The sequence below is a fragment of the Phreatobacter sp. genome, from assembly GCF_022843985.1.
Taxonomy (GTDB): domain Bacteria; phylum Pseudomonadota; class Alphaproteobacteria; order Rhizobiales; family Phreatobacteraceae; genus Phreatobacter.
Genome location: NZ_JALHMP010000038.1, coordinates 1 through 16,964, shown reverse-complemented (window position 1 = coordinate 16,964; position 16,964 = coordinate 1). Strand labels below are relative to the sequence as shown.

Here is a 16,964-nt window from a genome sequence, read left to right as displayed (position 1 = left end):
CGCTCATGTCGCATACGCCGCTCGATGCCCACGATATCGGCCGGGTCCTCAACGAGGCGCTGCCCTACATGCAGAAATACGACGACGAGATCGTCGTGGTGAAGTATGGCGGCCATGCCATGGGCGACGAGGGTGGCGCGCGTTCCTTCGCCCGCGATATCGTCATGCTGGAGCAGTCGGGCATCAATCCGGTGGTCGTCCATGGCGGCGGACCGCAGATCGGCCAGATGCTCGCCAAGCTCGGCATCAAGAGCGAGTTCGTCGACGGGCTGCGCGTGACCGACAAGCAGACGGTGGAAATCGTCGAGATGATCCTCGCCGGCTCGATCAACAAGCAGATCGTCGGCTTCATCAACGCCGCCGGCGGCAAGGCCATCGGCCTGTGCGGCAAGGATGGCGACATGGTGAAGGCCCGCAAGGTCAGCCGCACCGCCCGCGATCCCGATTCCAATATCGAGAAGGCGGTCGATCTCGGCTTCGTCGGCGAACCCGACAAGGTCGACACCAAGGTTCTCGATACCGTGCTGGGCAAGGACCTCGTCCCCGTCCTGGCGCCGGTGGCGACCTCGGTGGAGGGCGACACCTATAACGTCAATGCCGACACGTTTGCCGGGGCCATTGCCGGGGCACTGAAGGCCAAGCGGTTGCTGCTGCTCACCGACGTTCCCGGCGTGCTCGACAAGGACAAGAACCTCATCAAGTCGCTCTCGGTCGAGGACTGCCGCCGGCTGATCGCCGACGGCACCGCCACCGGCGGTATGATCCCGAAGATCGAGACCTGCATCTACGCCATCGAATGCGGCGTCGAGGGCGTCGTCATCCTCGACGGAAAGACCCCCCATGCCGTTCTCGTGGAGCTTCTGACCGATGGCGGCGCCGGCACGCTCATCCATGCGTGAGCGGATCGGCGTGGCTGCGGCGGCTGTCCTGGCCGCCGTGGTCCTCGTCTGTCCCGCCGCCGCGGAAACGCGCCTGTGCAACCGCACGAGCGTGATCACCGAAGCGGCCATCGGCGTGGTCGTCGGCGACACGGCCGCGACGCGCGGCTGGTTCCGGCTCGATCCCGGCCAGTGCCGCGCCATCCTGCAATCGGCGGAGGCGCCGGGGCGCCTGTTCCTCCACACGCGCCCAATCGGCGAGGCGCCGGGTGCGAGCCTCGGCCAGCCTGATCATATGAGCCTGTGCATTGGCGATGGTGACTTTCTGGTGGCCGGCGCGCAGACCTGCCGCCAGGCGACCCACCGCCTTGCCTCCTTCGTCGAGGTCAGGCCGACGGTCGTCGAGGGTATCGGCGTGCTGTTCCTGTCGGAAGAGGCGGATTACGACCTGCCGCAGGCGCGCAAGGCCGGCATCCAGCGCCTGCTGACCCGCATGGGCTATGATCCCGGGCCGGTCGACGGTCTTGAAGGTCCGAAGACCGATGCGGCGCTGCGCGCCTTCGTCACCGACCTCAACCTGCCCGCCGACGCCGCCGTCCTGCCCGACATCTTCGACCGCCTGCTGGCGGCGCTGCGGGCCGGCGAGGGGCCGGGCTTCGCCTGGTGCAACGATACCGGTCACCGCATCATGGCGGCGCTCGGCACCGAGGAGGCCGGCCGCATCGTCACCCGCGGCTGGTTCCGCATCGGACCGGGTGCCTGTCTCAAGCCGCCGCTGGAGGGTAATCCGGCACGGGTCCTGTCCTTCGCCGAGGCGGTCGACGCCGAGGGGCGTCCGGTGGTGCGGGACGGGCGGCCGCTGGTCTTCGGCGGTGCGGTGACGGCCTGCATCCGCACCAGCGAGTTTGAGATCACCGGCTCGACGGACTGCGCCGCCCATGGTGGTTCGCCGGCAAATTTTCTCGTTGTCACTTTCGACGGGCGCCGCCGTGCGTCCCTCCGCTTCCGGGAGCCCTGATGCCCAGCGCCGCCGAAATCAGACCTGCCTTCGCCGATGTCGAGGCCTGGATCTTCGACCTCGACAACACGCTCTACCCGGCGCATCTGTCGCTGTGGGAGCAGATCGACGGGCGCATCAAGGCCTATGTCGCCCGGCTGCTCGACATCTCCACCGAAGAGGCCTTCGTTCTGCAGAAGGACTATTACAGGCGCTATGGCACTTCGATGCGCGGCCTGATGATCGAGCACGGCATGAGCCCGGACGATTTCCTCAGCTATGTGCATGACATCGACCATTCGCCGCTGCAGGCCAATCCCGAACTCGGCGCCGCCATCGCGGCGCTGCCGGGCCGCAAGTTCGTCTTCACCTCAGGCACCCATTCGCATGTCGCGGCGGTGACGCGCCGGCTCGGCATCGAGAACCATTTCGACGGCGTCTTCGACATTGTCGATGCCGGACTGCTGCCGAAGCCCCACCGGCCGACCTACGAGAAGTTCTTGGAGGATCACGGCGTCGAACCGCGCCGGGCCGCGATGTTCGAGGATCTTGCCCGCAACCTTGAGGCACCGCACGCGCTGGGCATGAAGACCGTGCTGGTGGTGCCGGAACGGACCCGGGAGGTGTTCAGGGAGGCCTGGGAATTCGAGGGGCGCGACGACGACCATGTCGATTTCGTCACCGACGACCTCACCGCCTTCCTGGTGATGCTGCGCCTGTGAGCCGGACCTGCGGCTAGAATCGCCCGCCGGTATCGAAGCCGTCGCCGCCGCCGGAGGATCCTCCCCCCGAAGAGCCGCCGCTCCAGCCGCCTCCCGAGGACCCGCCGTCGCTCCAGCCCCCGCCGGATGAGCCGCTGCCCCAGGATCCGCCGCTGCCCCAGGATCCGCCGCCGCCCCAGGCGCCGCCGCCGCCCCAGGAGCCGTTGTCGGAGCGGCTGCCGCGCCGTCCCTGTTCCATGCGCGACCAGTAGTCGGCGCCGCTGATGACGCCGGTGACCAGGCCGCGCAGCAGGGCGCCGACGACGTCGTTGTTGAAGACCGAGCCGTCGGCGTCGTAGCGGCGCTGCCGGAAGCCGGTGGCGACCTGCGAGACCTCGGCGCGCCGGCGCGTCAGGTCTGCGAGCTCGCCGCGCATCCGGCGCGCCTCGATCTCGAAGCGCTCCTTGGCATCGCGCAGCGTGCGGATGCGCCCGACGATCGCCTCGTCTTCGGGCGCGGGCGTCTTCAGCGCCTCGGCATAGAGCCTGTCGATGTCCTCGCGGCGCAGCGTTTCGGCGAGCAGGCCCACCGACTGACGGAAGCGGTCGTCCTCGCCGCGCGCGAAGGCTTCGGCGCGGGTGTCCAGTTCCTTGTGCCGCTCTTCGGCCGCACTGCGCGCCGCATCGCGTTCGGCCAGGCCCTGGCGGAGGGCGGCGATCTCGGCCTCGGCAGCCTCGCCACCGGTTCCCAGAAAGGCGCCATTCTCCATCGCCTTCACCCGCTCGTGGGCGTCGACTGCGAGGCCGGCGCTGCGATTGGCATGTTCGCGCAGGCGTTTGGGGATTTCGGTCAGGCGCGCGTAATTCGGCCGGGCGTCGTTGTAGCGAACGAGGCGGGCGACCCATCCATCGAGCAGGCGGGCGATGTTGCCGGCCTCATAGGCCTGGGTGGCATAGCCGCGGGTCCACAGATACATGAACAGCGGATCGTCCTCGTAGGGCTTGCGCTTCTCCTCCAGTTCCTGCTCCGCCAGCGCCGCCTTCTTCTCCGATTCCTGCGCGACCTGAACGGCGGCGTCCGCCGCGCTCTTGGCGGCGAGATAGTCGCTCTTGCCGGAAAGGCCGATCTGCGCCTCGTTGGCCACGGTCTCGCGGCGCTCTTCCGCCTCGTCAAGCCGTCGCGCGAGGTCCTGCCGGTCGGCGGCGATGCGGTCGATCTCGGCTTCGACAGCGGCAATGTCCTGATCCAGCCTGTTGCGGTCGTTGAGGCGCAAAGCCAGCAGCGCGCGCACTTCGGTCGCCACCTGGGTCAGCCGGCCGCCGAGCCCGCTCTCGGACTTCAGGCGGAAGGCGGCGAGATCGCGGAAGCGCTCGGCCTCCTCGGCGCGCGCCTCGGCCTGGCCGCGATTGGCCTTGTCGAGCTGCTGGTTGACCTTGTTCTCGGCCTTGCGGATTTCGGCGAGGGCACCCTCGATGCCCCCGAGGGCGGAATGTCCGGGGATCATGCGTGGTGCTCCTACCAGCTCGTGATGGCGCCGCCTGGCAGCGCTTCGCGCCAGGTCGGGTCGAGCTGGCCGCGCTGCTTGCGGCCGAGGATGGCGTTCTGGACGATGCCGTCGTCGCGTTTGTCGGCCTCGACGCGGCGGTAGAGGCTTTCAGGCACGCGCACGCCCCATTGGGTGACGACCCGCGTCGTACCGTCCTCCTCCGACGTGATGGAGCGCGACAGCGGCCGGCCGTCGCGACCGATCGCCTCAACGATGACATAGTAGTTCATGGCGTTGGGATTGCGGCGCGGGCGACGCCAGACCCCTGTCGATTCGCCCGGCCGCGAGACGATGCGCACGTCATATTCTGTGCGGATGTCGTCGCGCAGGCGCTCAAGGTCGGCGACCACGGCGCGGGCCGCCGCCGTCTTGCCGTCGCGGGCGGCGATCTGGCCGTCGGAGACGAGGGCTGCGACGCGGGTGCGCACCATGTCGTCCGTCGCCTCGCGGGTGATGTCGCCGGAAATGCGCGTGATGGCCGCGGGAATGGTGCGGGTCAGTTCCATCTGTGCCGAATAGCCCTGCCAGGCGAGCGCGCCAAAGCCGAGGGCCAGCGCCGCGACAGCCGCCAGCGCCCACTTGCCCCACCTGCCGCGCGTCACGTAGAGCCTCGCCATCTTCACCGACAGGCTCTCGCGCGGCGGTTTGTAGACGAAGCGATCCTCACGCAGGGCCTTGACGCCCTGGCGCAGAATCTCGTCGGGCACGTCGATTCCCTGGTTGCGGTAGATGACCCGCAGGCGCTCGATCAGGTCCTCGGCCCGGTCACCCTCGGCCAGCTCGCGCTCGGTGACCTTCTGGTCGTGACGCAGGGTATCGACGACATCCATGGCCAGCATGATGTCGTCGAGTTTGTCGGATTGCTTCTCGACCGGAAGCGCGGCCGGAGGGGCGGCGACGGCGGTATCGGTCATCGGCTGACCCTCCGGTCAGATTGCGGGATGCGCGGGGCGCTTCGGTCGGGTGGCGCCGGCCGCAAGGCCAATGCCCTCACATGCCGAGGGCCGCGCCTTTCTCGGCGAGGGCCGACAGGCGCTTTTTGCCGTCCTCCACCGCGTCGCGGATCTCCCGGGAATTTTCGGTCGAGAGCTTTCGCATCTCGTAGATGATCTCGCCGGACTTCTCCTGGAAGGAGACGACGCTCTCGACCAGCTTCTTCACGGCGTCGGCGCGGATGGTCGGGCCGTAGCCGGCGCGCAGCGCCTCCTCCTGCACCTTGTCGCCGATCTCTGACAGGGTTTCGAGCGACTTGGAGACACCCTCCTTCATCTCGTTCAGGGTGCGGGTCGATTCATGCAGGCCCTGCAGGCCGGTGAAGGAGGCCTTCAGCGCGGTCAGGACGGCGTCGTTGGTGGAGAAGAACGAGATGGCCTGGGCATAGACCCGCTCCTTGGCGTTGGTCGTCTGCATCAGGCGCGCCATGATGACCTCGGAGGTGTTGTAGCCGATGGTCAGGTTGTCGGAGAGGTCCTTGGCGATCTGGAAGCGCTTCTCCTCGTCCTGCATCTCGCGCAGCTTGGTGTCGCGGATGAGTTCGAGATTGGCCCGTTCGGCGGGGACCGTGCCGGTATAGGCCGCGACCGCCTCTGAAGCCGCCTTCAGCTCGGCCTGCTTGGCCAGCAGCTTGTCATTGGCCTTTTCCAGCACTTCCAGCGCCTGGACCTCGGCCTGCTTCATCGCGCCACGGAAATCGCGATAGGCGTCGAGGATGGTGACCTCGCGCTGGATCTGGTCCTTGGTCGCCCGGGCGACGTCGAGATAGGTGGTGCGGATCGACTCGAAGCGGGTGGCGATATCGCCCCGGCGCACCTTGGTCCAGACGTTCTCGAGGCGCTCGAAGGTCGACAGCCTGCCGTCGGAGAGCTGCTCGACCATCCGTTTGGCGTCGTCGCGGATCGAGTTGAAGCCCTGGGTGATCAGTTCGTAGCGCTCGCCGATCTCCATGCCCGCGACCTGATTGCGGACCACCTCGTTGAAGACGCCCACCTGGTTCAGCGTGCGGGCGATCATCATCACCCGGTCCTGGTCGAGGTCGGAAATCTTCTGCAGCAGGGGGATGATCGGCTGCTCCTCGATCTTCGCCGGCATGAGGCCGAGATCCCGCAGCACGCCCGTGGCGCGATCGAGATATTGCATCGGGGAGGGCACGACGGTGGTGGTGGTCGTCGGCGTGGTGGTGGTGTTCATCGCTACGCTCATGAGGCCAGAACCGGCCCGCCGCCGGCGCCGTCAATGTGGTGGCCACATGCCGCAAAGGCAAGACGGAAGGCTGATCTCAGCGGCGTGCAGTCCGCAGGATCGTGCCGGCAACCTGCTGGGCCATGCATTCGTGGCCGGCCGCAGTCAAATGCAGTCCGTCGAAGGAGATGAGCCCGTCGAAGGCGCTGCGGTTGGAGAGGGCGAGCTGGTACATCGCCTGGTAGCGGCGTACGACGGGCACGCCCGCCCGGGCCCCCTCGCTGGCGACGATGCCGGCGAATTCGGCTGTTCGCGTACTTCCCTCGGCCCAGCGCGAAAACTGCGGATCGACGAGGAGGGCATCGGCATTGGCGCGGCGGATGGCCGCGAGGCCCGCACCCACGGTCGCGCGGAAAGCCTCGGCCGAGACGCCGAAATTGGCGTCGTTGGTGCCGAGCTGCCAGACAACCAGTGTCGGCCGGTGCTGGGCGAGTTCGCCGGCGAGGCGGCCGGCTGCGCCCGAGGCGGTCTCGCCGGAAACGCCGGAGACGATGACTTCGATCGCCTTGTCCGGCCAGCGCGCCTTTATCTTCGGACCGAGCCGGTGGGCGAAGCCGGCGCCGCCGCTGCCGACCCCCGCCGTGGTCGATGATCCGATGGCGAGGATGCGGACCGGTTCGCGCGTCTTCAGCCGGGCCGAGGTACGGGGCAGCGTGCCGCCGGTCGTCGCCGCGGCGACGGAAGGCACCGTGCATTGCGTGACGGAGGCACCAGCGGAGGCGGGAAGAAGGAGCGCCACGCAAAGGGCCAGCGCGGCGGCATGCGGAAGGCGGGGCAAGACCATCTCCGAACCTCGGGATCGCTGATGGCCTATCGATAGCGGAAGAAAACAGCCTTTTGCAACGCCCCTGGGCGGGTTCAGCCGGTCCTTTGCGGTCCGAGCACGATCCGCGCGGCGAGCGGCAGGAGCAGGGCGATGCCGACGAAGCGGACGATATGGTGGGCGCCGACGAAGGCCGGGTCCATGTCGAGGACGAAGGCGAGGACGGCCATGGCCTCGATGCCGCCGGGGGCATAGGCGAGGATGACCTTGCCGGGCGGCAGTCCGGTGATCCAGGCCACCACCGCCGCGACGACCAGGGTGATGGCGATGCCGGCGAGGAAGGCGCCGACGGAGGCGCGCAGGAGGTGGCGCAGTTCGGTGAGCGACGTGCCGGCGAAACGGGCGGCGATCAGCACGCCGATGACGACGAAGCCGGCGATCATCAGCGGTTCGGGCATCAGGGCCGTGACGAGGCCGGTGGCGTGCAGCACGGCACTGGCCAGCATGGCACCGACGGTGGCGCCGCCGGGCACCCTCAGCCGCTCCATGGCGAGGCCGCAACCGGCCGAGAGGACCAGCAGGAGCAGCAATTCCGGCCAGGGGCCGAGGCCCGCCGCAGAGGGGGCCGGCGCCGGCGTGCCGCCGATGCGGGCCAGAGACAGCAGGCCGGGCAGCGCCGCGACCAGCAGGACGAGGCGAAAGCTCTGGATGACGGCGACCCGGCGCGCATCGGCCCCGGAGGTGAGCGTCATGGCCATGACATAGCTGAGCGCGCCGGGGATGGAGGCGAAGAAGGCGGTCTCCCGGTCGAAACGCTCGATCCGCACGAGATAGACGGTGATGGCGAGGACGATGGCCGGGACGAGCACGGCGAGGCCGGCCATCGAGACCGGCCAGGACAGCATCAGCCGCAGGGTCTCCGGCGTCACCGCCGCGCCCATGATGGTGCCGAGCAGCAGGAAGGTGGCGGTGGCGACGGGGCCGGGCACCGCCACCCTGGCGCCGCCGAGGGCGAGAAGGGTCGCCGCGACCAGCGATCCCGACAGCCAGGCGGCGGGCATGCCGAGACGGTCGAAGGCATAGCCGCCGCCGGCCCCGATCAGGCAGGGCAGGACGAAGCTCTTCAGGACATCGGCGACGGCGGCTATGCGAGGCATTGTGCCCCGCTTCGCATGAACTCCGCCGGCAGGCAAAGCCGTCCGGGCATGCCTGCCGCGCCACGGGCGAAGGCGTCAGCCTTTCAGCCGGGCCTCCAGGGCCGCGATCCGGTCGGCCTCGCCCGGCGGCTTGTCCCAACGGATGCGGGCAATGCGCGGAAAGCGCATGGCGATGCCGGATTTGTGCCGGGTCGAGCGCTGCAACCCCTCGAAGGCGATCTCCAGCACCAGACCCTCCTGCGCCGTATGGGTGACCTCGCGCACCGGCCCGAAGCGGTTGACCGTGTGGTTGCGCACGAAGCGATCGAGCTGGGCGAGTTCCTCGTCGGTGAAGCCGAAATAGGCCTTGCCGACCGGCACGAGTTCGTCGCCCGTTGCCGTCGCCCGCCAGACCCCGAAGGTGAAGTCGGAATAGAAGCTGGAGCGCTTGCCGTGGCCGCGCTGGGCATACATCAGCACGCAGTCCACCACCATGGGATCGCGTTTCCACTTCCACCACGGACCCTTGGGCCTGCCGGGCAGATAGGGCGCGTCGCGGCGCTTGATCATCAGCCCCTCGATGGCCTCGGCATCGTCGCCGGCCGCTGCCGCGCCCGGGTCGCGGCGGGCCGCGGCGAGGCCCTCCCAGGTCTCGAACGGGACGAGCGGAGACATGTCGATGCGCGGGTTGGCCATGTCGGCGATCAGCCCTTCGAGGATCACCCGGCGATCCGAGAAGGGCCGGTCGCGCAGGTCCTCCGCTCCGGCAAAAAGCACATCATAGGCGCGGATATGGGCGGGAAACTCCGCCAGCAGCGGCCCTGTGACCTGCTTGCGGTTGAGGCGCTGCTGCAGCACGTTGAAGCTCTGTACCCGCCCCTCCCGCAGGACCAGCAGTTCGCCGTCGATGGCGCCGTCGAAGGTGAGGGCCGCGACAAGGTCGGGAAAGGCCGGAGAAATATCCTCGCCGGTGCGCGAGTACAGCCGCGCGACGCGCCGCCCATCCGGCAGCGTGCCAGCGGCGGCCTGGACGCGGATGCCGTCCCACTTCCATTCGGCGGCGAAATCGGCGGGGTCGAGCCGGTCGAAATCCGCCTCCTCGATGCCGTGGGCGAGCATGGGCGGGCGGAAGGGGGCGGGATCGCGCGCTTCCGGGCGCTCGCCGCGGCCCTCGACCCAGGCGAAGAGATCGATATAGGGTGGCTTCAGATCCGGCCAGACGAGTTCGATCTCGTCGGCATCGCGGGGGCCGAGGGCGGCGACGGCGGTCTTGGCGAGCCGGGCCGAGACGCCGATGCGCAGCCCCCCGGTGATCAGCTTGAGCAGTGCCCAGCGGCCGGTCTCGTCGAGATGGTCGAGCCATGCGGCGACCTGCCCTGGCAGGGCGGCCTTCGACGTCGTTCCGAGGGCGGCGACCACCTCCGACAGGGTCGGCGGGGGCGGGCGGTTGTGGCCGGTCGGAAAAGCGGCGGGACTGTCTGGTGAATGCCCCTCGCCCGGCCCTCCGCTGTCCGGGGGGAGGGGAGCACCGGGCGGCGCCGGCCACATCAGTGCGACCGTTTCCGAAAGGTCGCCGACATAGTCGTAGGCGAGGGCGAAGAGAACCGGGTCGGCGCGCTCGGCGATCAGGCCGCGGACGAGGCCGGCCTTGGCATTGCGGAAGGACAGGGCGCCAGTCATGGCTGCCAGGGCCCAGCCGCGCTCGGGATCGGGCACGTGGCGGAAATAGTCGGCGATGAGCGCCAGTTTGGCATTGCGCCGCGGCTCATAGGCGAGGCGGTCGAGGAGGGCGGCAAAGTGGTTCATGTGGCCGTCTCGGCTCCGACGGGCTCGCCCTCCCCCTCGTCGCCGTAGCCCACCAGCCGCAGCGGTCGCGCTTTAAGCCCCTGGGTCCCGCACCAGTGGACGAGCGCGTCCTCCTGGCCGTGGGTGACCCAGATCTCGCCGGCGCCGGTGTCGCGGATGGTCTGCTGCAATTCGTCCCAGTCGGAATGATCGGAGATGATCAGCGGCAATTCGACGCCGCCCTGCCTGGCGCGGGCCCTGATCCGCATCCAGCCCGAGGCGAAGGCGGTCACCGGATCGGGAAAGCGGCGCGCCCAGAGGTCCTTCATGGCGCCGGGCGGGCAGATGACGACGGCCCCGCCGAGCGCCTTCTTGTCGGCCTCCTTCGCCAGGCGGACATCGCCGAGGTCGAAGCCCTCGGCCTCGTAGAAGCGGGTCAGCTTCTCGACGGCGCCGTGGAGATAGATCGGCGCGTCCCAGCCGGCGGCGCGGATCAGGGCGATGACGCGCTGGGCCTTGCCGAGCGAATAGGCGCCGACGAGATGGGCGCGGTCGGGGAAGAGGCGCAAGGAGGCGAGGAGCTTGTCCACCTCGCCGGCGGCGTCCGGATGGCGAAAGACCGGCAGGCCGAAGGTCGCCTCGGTGATGAAGACGTCGCAGGGAACGACCTCGAAGCCCTCGGCGGTGGGGTCGGCGGCACGCTTGTAATCGCCCGAGACGACGATGGTCAGGCCCCGGTGACTGACGGCGATCTGCGCCGAGCCGAGGATGTGGCCGGCGGGATGAAAGGTGAAGGTGACGCCGTTGATCGCGACGGGTGCGCCCCAGGCGGCGGCCTGGGTCGTGCCGGCGAAATCGGCGCCGTAGCGGATCGCCATGATCTTCAGCGTCGCGGCGGTGGCCAGCACATGGTCGTGGCCGGCGCGGGCATGGTCGGAATGGCCATGGGTGATCAGGGCGCGCGGCACCGGCCGGACGGGATCGATGAAGATATCGGCCGGCGGGCAGTAGAGGCCGCGCGGCGTCGGCTGGAGAAGGTCATCCGGGCGCATCAGGGCCATATCGGCATCGGCGGTCTTCACGAAAAGGGGATCGGGGCGATTGCCTGCGGCTTTTGCCTCGGCGCGCATCTTGGACTACATAAACGCCATGTCGACCGAGACGGTTCAGCAGCCTGCCTCCGAAACGCCGCGCCTCGCCCTCTGGGCGGTGGGTCTGGGTGTGGGCGCGCTCATGGCAGCCTCCGGCCTGCTGTGGTGGACGCAAGGGTCGAAGGTCTTCCTCGAGACGCTCGCCGCCGGCCTCGCCTGGTGCTTCTGAGACTGACATGACCCAGACCAACAAGCCCGCCGCGCCGCGCAAGAGTCCGCGATCGGTCGCCCTCATCCTGTCGCTGGCCCTGCTGGTCGGTGGCCTCGGCGTCCTGGCAGCCGTGGTGCATTTCACCATGCCGCGCGGCGGCCAACTCGCCTCCAGCAGTTCGGCGATCGGCGGCGCCTTCACGCTGACCGACCAGACCGGCAAGCCCTTCACCGAGAAGGACCTGCAGGGCAAACCGAGCCTCGTCTTCTTCGGTTTCACCCATTGCCCGGATATCTGCCCGACCAAGCTGTTCGAGATCACCCAGCTGCTCGACACGCTCGGGCCGGATGCGGCGAGGGTGAACGTCATCTTCGTCACGGTGGACCCGGCCCGTGACACGACGGAGCTTCTGGCGACCTATCTCGGCAGCTTCCACGCCTCCATCCGCGGCCTCACCGGCACGGAGGAACAGGTGACCCAGGCGATGCGGGCCTATCGCGCCTATGGCCGCAAGGTGCCGCTGGACGGCGGCGGCTACACGATGGACCACACCACCTTCGTCTATCTGATGGACCGGCAGGGCCAGTTCGTCTCGACCTTCGACGTCGCCCGCGAGCCGGCGCGAGCCGCGGCGGACCTGCGCCGCTTCCTTTAGGCCAGAAGGCCCGGTGCCCTCCGCCGGCCGCGACGGCCCGCGAATCGCCTAAACTGCCGCCATGACCGATATCGTTCTCGTCGTTGGCGGCCGCGCGATCACGGCCGGCGAACTCGCCCTCGCCCTCCTCGGCCTCTCGCTGCTGATGCTCGCCGTGCTCTTCGTCGCCCTGCGCCGGCAGGCGGGCGCCCGCGCGTTGGAGGCCGAGCGCGCCGTCATCCACGCGCAGGAGATCGAGGAGCGGATGGGCGAGATGGCGCGAATCCAGGCGGAGCTGACCGGCCGCCTCAAGGCCATGGCGGAAGGGCTCGGCTCGCGGCAGAACGACCTCGCCCGCCAGCTCGGCGACCGGCTCGACGGCATGTCGACCCGGATCGGCCAGTCGCTGGAAGGACAGACCAAGACGACGATGGAGAATCTCGGGCGGCTCAACGAGCGGCTCGCCGTCATCGACAGCGCCCAGAAGAACCTCACCGACCTCGCGGGGCAGGTGGTGACGCTGAAGGACGTGCTCGCCAACAAGCAGGCGCGCGGCGCCTTCGGACAGGGGCGGATGGAGGCGATCCTGACCGATGGCCTGCCGCGCACCGGCTTCACCTTCCAGCCGACGCTCTCCAACGGCAAGCGGCCGGATGCCGTCATCCGCCTCGCCGGCGACAGCCGCGGCCTCGTCGTCGACGCCAAGTTCCCGCTGGAGGCGGTGACGATGTGGCGTGAGGCCCATGCGGAGGAGGTGCGGCGCCTCGCCGCCCAGCGGCTGCGCCAGGACCTGACGGTCCATATCAAGGATATCGCCGAGAAATACCTGATCCCCGGCGAGACGCAGGACATGGCGCTGCTCTTCGTGCCCTCCGAGGGCATCTATGCCGACCTCAACGAGCATTTCGATGACATTGTCCAGAAGGCCTTCCGGGCCCGGATCATCATCGTCTCGCCGTCGCTGATGATGCTGGCGGTGCAGGTGGTGCAAGGGCTCCTCAAGGACGAGCGGATGCGCGAGGAGGCCCGCGTCATCCAGAAGGAGGTCTCGCACCTCCTCGACGATGTCACGCGGCTGACCGACCGGGTTCTGAACCTGCAGAAGCATTTCGGCCAGGCCAATGAGGATCTCGGGCAGATCCTCACCTCCGCCGACAAGATCGCCAAGCGCGGCGGGCGGATCGAGGCGCTGGAATTCGACGAGGCCCCGGCCCCGCCGCCGCTCGCCAAGCTGCCGCTGAAGGGCTCCTTCGCGGCGGAGTGAGGGATCGGCGGGGGAGTTGCCCTGAACCCGCCAGCCTCGAAGGACGCAGGTGGATTGTGCCGCCCGCCCGTGACCCGGCGCGGCTGGGGCCTCACCCCTCCTTGGCCAGCCCGTCCCAGAAGGCCTTGGCCTTGGCGAAGAAACCGGCTGTTTCCGGCTGGGTGTCCTTCGAGCTCTCCTTGTCGAACTCGGCGAGCAGCTCCTTCTGGCGCCGGGTGAGGGCGCGCGGGGTCTCGACATCGACCTGGACATAGAGGTCGCCGACCGCCTTGGAGCGCAGCACCGGCATGCCCTTGCCGGAGAGGCGGAAGCGCTTGCCGGACTGGGTGCCCTCGGGAACCTTCACCTGGGCCCGGCCGCCGTCGATGGTCGGGACCTCGAAGGCCCCGCCCAGGGCCGCGGTCACCATGGAGACCGGCGCGCGGCAATAGAGGTCCTGGCCGTCGCGCTGGAAGAAGGCATGCGGCTCGATGGAGAGGAAGATGTAGAGGTCGCCCGACGGGCCGCCGCGGAAGCCGGCCTCGCCCTCGTTGGCGAGGCGGATACGGGTGCCGTCCTCGACGCCGGCGGGGATGTTCACCGAGAGCACGCGCTCCTTGGTGATGCGGCCGGCGCCTGAGCAGTTGCCGCAGGGGTCCTCGATGACCTGGCCGCGGCCCTGGCAGGTCGGGCAGGTGCGCTCGACCGAGAAGAAGCCCTGTGACGCGCGCACACGGCCATGGCCGCCGCAGGTGCCGCAGGTCTTCGGCTTGGAGCCGGGCTTGGCGCCGGTACCGGAACAGACCTCGCAGGACACCGTGGTGGGAATGCGCAGCTGGGCGGATTTGCCGGCGAAGGCCTCCTCCAGCGTGATGTCCATGTTGTAGCGCAGGTCGGCGCCGCGCTCGCGCCCGCCGGCTCCGCGACGGCGGCCGCCGGACATGCCGAACAGCTCCTCGAAGATGTCGGACATGGACGAGGCGAAGTCGCCGCCGAAGCCGGGATGGCCGCCGCCGCCGCCGCCATTCTCGAAGGCCTGGTGGCCGAAGCGGTCATAGGCGGCACGCTTCTGGCCGTCGGACAGCACCTGATAGGCCTCGTTCAGTTCCTTGAACTGGGCCTCGGCCTCGGCATTGTCGGGATTGCGGTCCGGGTGATACTGCATCGCCTTCTTGCGGAAGGCGGATTTCAGAGCCGCGTCGTCCGCATCGCGGCCGACCCCCAGTGTCTCATAGTAGTCGCGCTTGGACATCGACCCAGCTTCTGCCCCCGTTCAAGCGAAGGCCCCCGGAATGGCTCCGGGGGCCCGCTGGAAAGCCCCTCTCGGGCCTTACGCGCTCTTCTTCTTGTCGTCCTTCACTTCCGTGAAGTCGGCATCGACGACGTCGTCCTTCTTCGGCGCGGCGCCCTCGGCACCGGCGGCGTCCTGCTGGGCCGCATACATGGCCTCGCCGAGCTTCATGGAGACCTGCGCCAGGGTGTTGGTCTTCTCCTTGAGGCTTTCGACGTCCTCGGACTTGACCGCTTCCTTCACCGCCGCAAGAGCATCCTCGATGGCCTTGCGGTCGCCTTCGGCGACCTTCGAACCGTGCTCGGACAGCGCCTTCTCTGTCGAGTGGACGAGACCGTCGGCCTGATTCTTCGCCTCGGCCAGTTCGCGGCGACCCTTGTCCTCGGCGGCATGGGCCTCGGCATCCTTCACCATCTTCTCGATGTCGGCATCGGACAGGCCGCCGGAGGCCTGGATGCGGATCTGCTGCTCCTTGCCGGTGCCCTTGTCCTTGGCCTGGACATTGACGATGCCGTTGGCGTCGATGTCGAAGGTGACCTCGATCTGCGGGATGCCGCGCGGGGCCGGCGGAATGCCCATCAGGTCGAACTGGCCGAGCATCTTGTTGTCGGCCGCCATTTCGCGCTCACCCTGGAAGACCCGGATCGTCACCGCGTTCTGATTGTCGTCGGCGGTGGAGAAGACCTGGCTCTTCTTGGTCGGGATCGTGGTGTTGCGGTCAATGAGGCGCGTGAACACCCCACCCAGCGTCTCGATGCCGAGGGAGAGCGGCGTGACGTCGAGGAGGAGGACATCCTTCACGTCGCCCTGCAGCACGCCGGCCTGGATCGCGGCGCCGATGGCGACGACCTCGTCCGGGTTGACGCCCTTGTGCGGCTCCTTGCCGAAGAACTGCTTCACCACTTCCTGGACCTTCGGCATGCGGGTCATGCCGCCGACGAGGACAACCTCGTCGATCTGGCCCGCCGAGATGCCGGCATCCTTGAGCGCCTTCTTGCAGGGCTCCATGGTGCGCTGGATCAGGTCGTCGACCAGCGCCTCGAACTTGGCGCGGGTGAGTTTCAGCTGCAGGTGCTTCGGGCCGGAGGCGTCAGCCGTGATGAAGGGCAGGTTGATCTCGGTCTGGGTCGAGGATGACAGCTCGATCTTGGCCTTCTCGGCGGCTTCCTTCAGGCGCTGCAGGGCGAGCTTGTCCTTGCGCAGGTCGATGCCCTGCTCCTTCTGGAACTCGGCGGCCAGATAATCGACCAGGCGCATGTCGAAATCCTCGCCGCCGAGGAACGTGTCGCCGTTGGTCGACTTGACCTCGAAGACGCCGTCGCCGATTTCGAGGATCGACACGTCGAAGGTGCCGCCGCCGAGGTCATAGACGGCGATGGTGCCGGCGGTCTTCTTGTCGAGGCCATAGGCAAGGGCTGCCGCCGTCGGCTCGTTGATGATGCGCAGCACTTCGAGGCCGGCGATCTTCCCGGCGTCCTTGGTGGCCTGACGCTGGGCGTCGTTGAAATAGGCCGGGACGGTGATGACGGCCTGGTCGACGGTCTGGCCGAGATAGGCCTCCGCGGTCTCCTTCATCTTCATCAGCGTGAAGGCGGAGATCTGCGAGGGCGAATAGGTCTTGCCCTCGACCTCGACCCAGGCGTCGCCGTTGCCGGCCCGCGCGATCTTGTAGGGGACGAGCTTCTGGTCCTTGGTCACGGTCGGGTCGTCGAAACGGCGGCCGATGAGGCGCTTCACCGCGAAGATGGTCCGCTCGGGATTGGTCACCGCCTGGCGCTTGGCCGGCTGGCCGACGAGGCGCTCCTCGTCGGTGAAGGCGACGATGGACGGCGTCGTGTTGGCGCCTTCCGAATTGATGATGACTTTCGGCGTGGTGCCTTCCATGACCGCCACGCAGGAATTGGTCGTTCCGAGGTCGATGCCGATGACCTTGCCCATGGTCTTCTCCTTTTCAAGCGGGTCGGCCGGGCCCGAAGCACCCGTGAGGCTGACGGCCCGCGGACGAAGAGGGATTTCCGCCCGGACCGCCTGCGCCGACCCCTTCGTCATATGGGGTTTGCAAGCTGGTGATCGCAGGGCGGAAAGCCACGAGACATCGCCGCTTTCCGCCGGTTGGGCCGGATATAGGGGGGGCGTCATGGCGCCGCAAGCGTCACCGTCACATCGCTGTGAAGGAATCGCACCGACGTTTCGGCACACGACCCGGCGGGGCAGGTGCGTCCTTGGCGCAACATCGCCGCCGCCATGAGTCCCGTTGCGTCACGGGTTGGTGACCGCCGCGGTCCGGCAGGCTATGTGTCGGCTCCGCATCACCGGATGAATCATGTCGCGCCGCGCTGTCCTTCTGCTCTCTCTCGCCCTCGCCGCCGCCAGCGGCGAGCGTGCCGCGGCGCAGATGCAGCTGCCCGGCGCCGTCGCCCCCACGCCGCAGGGCGCCACCGCACCGCAGG

15 protein-coding genes are annotated in these 16,964 nt (G+C 68.6%); 6 read left to right on the top strand and 9 right to left on the bottom strand.

What is annotated here, in order from left to right; genetic code table 11:
- Positions 1-5 precede the first annotated feature (5 nt).
- From argB to Q0C57_RS19325, 3 genes are read left to right on the top strand one after another with little or no spacing between them, the layout of a single operon-like run.
- Entirely contained in the window at positions 6-899 is an 894-nt protein-coding gene (argB, locus tag Q0C57_RS19335) for an acetylglutamate kinase (protein ID WP_296579039.1), read from the top strand.
- Positions 892-1,896, top strand: coding sequence for a DUF1036 domain-containing protein (locus tag Q0C57_RS19330; protein WP_296579038.1), 1,005 nt, complete (start codon positions 892-894; stop codon positions 1,894-1,896). Before argB ends, Q0C57_RS19330 begins: the two co-directional genes overlap by 8 nt.
- Complete coding sequence (locus tag Q0C57_RS19325; RefSeq protein WP_296579036.1) at positions 1,896-2,597, top strand: pyrimidine 5'-nucleotidase; 702 nt, start codon at positions 1,896-1,898, stop codon at positions 2,595-2,597. The genes Q0C57_RS19330 and Q0C57_RS19325 overlap by 1 nt, the downstream gene beginning before the upstream one ends.
- A gap of 13 nt (positions 2,598-2,610) precedes the next feature.
- Here Q0C57_RS19325 and Q0C57_RS19320 read toward each other — a convergent pair whose 3' ends face one another.
- The 7 genes from Q0C57_RS19320 to Q0C57_RS19290 form a co-directional block, all read right to left on the bottom strand.
- Entirely contained in the window at positions 2,611-4,080 is a 1,470-nt protein-coding gene (locus Q0C57_RS19320) for a hypothetical protein (RefSeq protein WP_296579035.1), read from the bottom strand.
- 11 nt (positions 4,081-4,091) lie between these two features.
- A complete protein-coding gene (locus tag Q0C57_RS19315; RefSeq protein ID WP_296579033.1) occupies positions 4,092-5,036 on the bottom strand; it encodes a DUF6384 family protein in 945 nt (314 codons plus the stop codon).
- Positions 5,037-5,112: 76 nt separating this feature from the next.
- Positions 5,113-6,309, bottom strand: a complete 1,197-nt coding sequence (locus Q0C57_RS19310; RefSeq protein ID WP_296579031.1) for a cell surface protein — start codon at positions 6,307-6,309, stop codon at positions 5,113-5,115.
- 88 nt (positions 6,310-6,397) lie between these two features.
- Positions 6,398-7,138, bottom strand: coding sequence for an SGNH/GDSL hydrolase family protein (locus tag Q0C57_RS19305; RefSeq protein WP_296579029.1), 741 nt, complete (start codon positions 7,136-7,138; stop codon positions 6,398-6,400).
- An 80-nt stretch (positions 7,139-7,218) separates the two neighbouring features.
- Complete coding sequence (locus tag Q0C57_RS19300; protein WP_296579027.1) at positions 7,219-8,280, bottom strand: AbrB family transcriptional regulator; 1,062 nt, start codon at positions 8,278-8,280, stop codon at positions 7,219-7,221.
- Between the two features lie 75 nt (positions 8,281-8,355).
- A complete protein-coding gene (locus tag Q0C57_RS19295) occupies positions 8,356-10,065 on the bottom strand; it encodes a cisplatin damage response ATP-dependent DNA ligase (protein WP_296579024.1) in 1,710 nt (569 codons plus the stop codon).
- Complete coding sequence (locus Q0C57_RS19290) at positions 10,062-11,096, bottom strand: ligase-associated DNA damage response exonuclease (RefSeq protein ID WP_296579073.1); 1,035 nt, start codon at positions 11,094-11,096, stop codon at positions 10,062-10,064. The genes Q0C57_RS19295 and Q0C57_RS19290 overlap by 4 nt, the downstream gene beginning before the upstream one ends.
- Positions 11,097-11,175: 79 nt before the next feature.
- Here Q0C57_RS19290 and Q0C57_RS19285 point away from each other — a divergent pair, with 79 nt between their 5' ends.
- The 3 genes from Q0C57_RS19285 (at position 11,176) to rmuC (ending at position 13,244) form a co-directional block, all read left to right on the top strand.
- Positions 11,176-11,364 carry a hypothetical protein gene (locus Q0C57_RS19285; RefSeq protein ID WP_296579020.1) on the top strand — a complete coding sequence of 63 codons (189 nt, stop codon included), beginning with the start codon at positions 11,176-11,178 and terminating at the stop codon, positions 11,362-11,364.
- 7 nt (positions 11,365-11,371) lie between these two features.
- A complete protein-coding gene (locus Q0C57_RS19280; RefSeq protein ID WP_296579018.1) occupies positions 11,372-12,001 on the top strand; it encodes an SCO family protein in 630 nt (209 codons plus the stop codon).
- Positions 12,002-12,062: 61 nt separating this feature from the next.
- Positions 12,063-13,244, top strand: coding sequence for a DNA recombination protein RmuC (gene rmuC / locus Q0C57_RS19275; protein WP_296579014.1), 1,182 nt, complete (start codon positions 12,063-12,065; stop codon positions 13,242-13,244).
- 91 nt (positions 13,245-13,335) lie between these two features.
- Here the strand turns inward: rmuC and dnaJ are convergent, their stop codons facing one another.
- Both dnaJ and dnaK read right to left on the bottom strand, forming a co-directional pair.
- Positions 13,336-14,475: a molecular chaperone DnaJ gene (gene dnaJ, locus Q0C57_RS19270; RefSeq protein WP_296579011.1), complete on the bottom strand. Its 1,140-nt coding sequence runs from the start codon at positions 14,473-14,475 to the stop codon at positions 13,336-13,338.
- Positions 14,476-14,553: 78 nt separating this feature from the next.
- Entirely contained in the window at positions 14,554-16,452 is a 1,899-nt protein-coding gene (gene dnaK / locus Q0C57_RS19265; RefSeq protein WP_296579010.1) for a molecular chaperone DnaK, read from the bottom strand.
- Positions 16,453-16,964 lie beyond the last annotated feature (512 nt).

Excerpts from the sequence above, each read along its gene's own strand:
- Q0C57_RS19315 (WP_296579033.1), bottom strand. The coding sequence starts at position 5,036 with ATGACCGATACCGCCGTCGCCGCCCCTCCGGCCGCGCTTCCGGTCGAG.
- Q0C57_RS19325 (WP_296579036.1), top strand. The coding sequence starts at position 1,896 with ATGCCCAGCGCCGCCGAAATCAGACCTGCCTTCGCCGATGTCGAGGCC.
- dnaJ (WP_296579011.1), bottom strand. The coding sequence starts at position 14,475 with ATGTCCAAGCGCGACTACTATGAGACACTGGGGGTCGGCCGCGATGCG.
- Q0C57_RS19330 (WP_296579038.1), top strand. The coding sequence starts at position 892 with ATGCGTGAGCGGATCGGCGTGGCTGCGGCGGCTGTCCTGGCCGCCGTG.
- Q0C57_RS19310 (WP_296579031.1), bottom strand. The coding sequence starts at position 6,309 with ATGAACACCACCACCACGCCGACGACCACCACCACCGTCGTGCCCTCC.
- rmuC (WP_296579014.1), top strand. The coding sequence starts at position 12,063 with ATGACCGATATCGTTCTCGTCGTTGGCGGCCGCGCGATCACGGCCGGC.
- Q0C57_RS19300 (WP_296579027.1), bottom strand. The coding sequence starts at position 8,280 with ATGCCTCGCATAGCCGCCGTCGCCGATGTCCTGAAGAGCTTCGTCCTG.
- Q0C57_RS19290 (WP_296579073.1), bottom strand. The coding sequence starts at position 11,096 with ATGCGCCCGGATGACCTTCTCCAGCCGACGCCGCGCGGCCTCTACTGC.
- argB (WP_296579039.1), top strand. The coding sequence starts at position 6 with ATGTCGCATACGCCGCTCGATGCCCACGATATCGGCCGGGTCCTCAAC.
- dnaK (WP_296579010.1), bottom strand. The coding sequence starts at position 16,452 with ATGGGCAAGGTCATCGGCATCGACCTCGGAACGACCAATTCCTGCGTG.
- Q0C57_RS19320 (WP_296579035.1), bottom strand. The coding sequence starts at position 4,080 with ATGATCCCCGGACATTCCGCCCTCGGGGGCATCGAGGGTGCCCTCGCC.
- Q0C57_RS19295 (WP_296579024.1), bottom strand. The coding sequence starts at position 10,065 with ATGAACCACTTTGCCGCCCTCCTCGACCGCCTCGCCTATGAGCCGCGG.
- Q0C57_RS19280 (WP_296579018.1), top strand. The coding sequence starts at position 11,372 with ATGACCCAGACCAACAAGCCCGCCGCGCCGCGCAAGAGTCCGCGATCG.